Here is a 3,356-nt window from a genome sequence, read left to right as displayed (position 1 = left end):
GAATACAATATTAAAAAATTGTCGTTCTTTTATTTTTCCAAAATTTACATTGTAATTTTTTACAAATAAAAATAAAATCGTAAAATAAAAATTTATGGAGAAAATAATGAATAATCTCAAAAATATTGACAAAATTTTAATACTCGACTTTGGCTCCCAATTCACGCAGTTAATAGCGAGAAGAATCAGAGAAAATAAAGTTTATTCGGAAATTCATCCTTTCAATGTTTCGATAGATTTTATAAAGAATTTTAACGCAAAAGGAATCGTTCTTTCTGGCGGACCTTCGAGCGTTTACGAAAAAGACGCTCCGAAAATAAATAAAGAATTATTTGAAATAGGAATTCCAATTTTGGGAATATGCTACGGAATGCAGTTAATAGTTCATTCATTGGGCGGAAAAGTTGAAAAAGCGAAAAAGCGGGAATACGGAAACGCCGAAATAAAAATAATGAAAAACGATAATATATTTAAATCTTTTGAAAAAAGTAGCGTGGTTTGGATGAGTCATGGCGACAGCATAAAATCGATTCCAAAAAGATTCAGATTGACGGCTAAAACTTCAAATACGAATTACTGCGCGATAGAAAATAGAGAAAAAAATATTTACGCGATTCAATTTCATCCAGAAGTCGCTCATACGAAAAACGGAATTAAAATAATAAAGAATTTTATTTTCGATATTTGTAAATGCAAAAAAAATTGGAATATGGATTCGTTTATAGAATACGAAATAAAAAATATAAAAGAAATTGTGGGCGATAAAAATGTTATATTAGGACTTTCGGGCGGAGTCGATTCTTCAGTAGCGGCGGTTTTGATTGAAAAAGCGATTGGCAAACAGTTAAAATGCATTTTTGTAAATACTGGACTTTTGAGAAAAAACGAAGAAAAAAAAGTAATCGAAGTTTTTAGAGATAATTTTAAAATAGATTTGATTTATAAAGACGGCTCGAAAAGATTTTTAAATAAATTGAAAGGAGTAAAAAATCCCGAAAGAAAAAGAAAAATAATCGGGAAAGAATTTATAAATATATTCGAAGAAGAAGCTAAAAAAATAAAAAATGTAGGATTTTTGGCGCAGGGAACTTTATATCCCGATATAATCGAAAGCGTTTCTTTAAGAGGAAGCTCGGCGGTTATAAAGAGTCATCATAATGTCGGCGGACTTCCGAAAAACATGAAATTAAAATTATTAGAACCTTTCAGAGAATTATTTAAAGACGAAGTTAGAGAGATAGGAGAAGAATTAAATTTGCCCGAAGATATAATTTATAGGCAGCCTTTTCCCGGACCGGGACTCGCAGTTAGAATATTGGGAGATATTACAGAAGAACGAATAAAAATTCTTCAGGAAGCGGACGATATTGTGGTAAGCGAAATAAAAAAAGCGGGATTATATAAAAAATTATGGCAGTCGTTTGCCGTTCTCTTGCCGATTAAAAGCGTTGGAGTTATGGGAGATGGCAGAACTTACGAGCAGGTTTGCGCAATAAGGGCGGTTGAAAGCGTTGATGCGATGACGGCGGATTGGGCTAAAATAGATTACGAGGTTTTAAGAATAATATCGAATAGAATAATAAACGAGGTTAAAGGAATAAATCGAGTCGTTTACGATATTTCTTCAAAGCCTCCTTCCACTATAGAATGGGAATAAATAAAAATTATAAAAGGATATAAAATGAAATCAAAATTAAATAAAACTATAGACTTCGACATCGAAAGCGAAAGCGGAAAAAAATATTTAAAAAATTGCATAATTGATAATGAGAATATAAAAGAATATACGAAAAACGAAATTAAAAATAAAACAATTAACGGAGATAGTTTTTCCGTTTTGAAAAAAATTAAAAATAAATTTGTAGATTTGATGATTGTCGACCCTCCTTATAATTTGTCGAAAGATTATCATGGATTTAAATTTGGAGGCAAGGACGATTTAAGTTATGAAATATATACGAAATCTTGGATTGAATCAGTTTTGCCTCTATTAAAAGAAAACGCTTCTATTTATGTCTGCTGCGATTGGAAATCAAGTTTAATTATCGGAACGGTTTTATCAAAATATTTCAATATTCAAAATAGAATAACTTGGCAGCGAGAAAAAGGACGAGGAGCAAAATCGAATTGGAAAAACGGAATGGAAGATATTTGGTTTGCAACCGTTTCAAATAAATATACTTTCAATTTGGATAAAGTAAAAGTGCGAAGAAAAGTAATAGCTCCTTATAGAAAAGAAGGGCGTCCGAAAGACTGGATAGAGACTGAAGAAGGAAATTTTAGAGATACTTGCCCGTCAAATTTCTGGGACGATATTTCTATTCCATACTGGTCTATGCCCGAAAACACGGCGCACCCTACTCAAAAGCCCGAAAAACTTATAGCAAAATTAATATTGGCAAGCTCGAACGAAAACGATTTTATTTTTGACCCGTTTTTGGGAAGCGGAACTACTTCGGTTGTCGCTAAAAAATTAAATAGAAATTATTGCGGAATAGAACAGAATCCGACTTATTGCGCTTGGACTGAAAGCCGACTTGAAAAAGTGAAAGAAGATAAAACTATTCAAGGATTTATTGATAATATTTTTTGGGAAAGGAATACTCTTGCAATTCAAAATAAATTTAAAAAGGATAAAGCAATATGAATTCGATATTTTGTAAAGAAAATGAAAATTTAATTTCATCATTTAAGTCAGATATATTAAAATCTCTTAATTCAGAATTTGTAAAAAAAATAAAATATGATAATAGCATAACACCTCGCATAGTAGGAGATTTAGCAGAAGGCTTTATAAAAAAAATTTTTTCAAATAGCTTACCTAAAGATATAGGAACTTTTATTAACGAGGAATTAGGTAGAAGAGCTATGGCAGATTTTGCATTTAACGATATTTATAATAACTATATAGTAGTAGATGTCAAAGCACATAATAAAAATACAAAATTTAATATGCCAAATATCACTTCTGTAGAGAGATTATCAAAATTTTATTATAAAAATGATAATAATATATTTTCATTATTAATGGTATCTTATGATAAAAATACAAATAAATTTTCAGATATATATTTTATTCCTATAGAATATTTAGATTGGTCTTGTCTAAATATAGGGGCATTAGGTTGGGGACAAATACAAATAGCAAACTATAACAATAAAATTATAAATAAAAATCAAACAAAAAAAGAATGGATGCTAAATATGATAAAGTCATTAAAAGAATTTTATCCTAAAGAAATAGATAAAATACATGAAAGGCTAAAATATTTTGAAAGTATTGAAAAATATTGGCGTTCTAAATAATTAATACTTGGCTGCATTATTATTCATTGTATTATTAAAGAATGCAAAAT

Annotated in this window: 3 protein-coding genes; all 3 read left to right on the top strand. The window is 29.6% G+C overall.

Going from position 1 to position 3,356, the window contains the following annotated elements:
* Nucleotides 1–106: 106 nt before the first annotated feature.
* Genes guaA through ACR0QS_RS12165 form a run of 3 tightly spaced genes read left to right on the top strand, consistent with a single transcriptional unit; the run spans nucleotide 107 to nucleotide 3,306 of the window.
* On the top strand, nucleotides 107–1,657 hold the full coding sequence (gene guaA, locus ACR0QS_RS12175; RefSeq protein ID WP_432633723.1) for a glutamine-hydrolyzing GMP synthase: 1,551 nt from the start codon (nucleotides 107–109) through the stop codon (nucleotides 1,655–1,657).
* 24 nt (nucleotides 1,658–1,681) lie between these two features.
* Complete coding sequence (locus ACR0QS_RS12170; RefSeq protein ID WP_432633722.1) at nucleotides 1,682–2,647, top strand: DNA-methyltransferase; 966 nt, start codon at nucleotides 1,682–1,684, stop codon at nucleotides 2,645–2,647.
* The gene (locus tag ACR0QS_RS12165) at nucleotides 2,644–3,306 is read left to right on the top strand and encodes a hypothetical protein (RefSeq protein ID WP_432633721.1); all 663 of its coding nucleotides are present in this window, start codon (nucleotides 2,644–2,646) and stop codon (nucleotides 3,304–3,306) included. Before ACR0QS_RS12170 ends, ACR0QS_RS12165 begins: the two co-directional genes overlap by 4 nt.
* Nucleotides 3,307–3,356 lie beyond the last annotated feature (50 nt).

This window comes from Brachyspira sp. (genome assembly GCF_050873525.1).
GTDB lineage: Bacteria > Spirochaetota > Brachyspiria > Brachyspirales > Brachyspiraceae > Brachyspira.
This window is presented reverse-complemented; position numbering and strand designations above follow the sequence as displayed.

What these genes read in the sequence shown, in the direction of transcription:
- guaA (WP_432633723.1), top strand. Translation starts at nt 107, where the DNA reads ATGAATAATCTCAAAAATATTGACAAAATTTTAATACTCGACTTTGGC.
- ACR0QS_RS12170 (WP_432633722.1), top strand. Translation starts at nt 1,682, where the DNA reads ATGAAATCAAAATTAAATAAAACTATAGACTTCGACATCGAAAGCGAA.
- ACR0QS_RS12165 (WP_432633721.1), top strand. Translation starts at nt 2,644, where the DNA reads ATGAATTCGATATTTTGTAAAGAAAATGAAAATTTAATTTCATCATTT.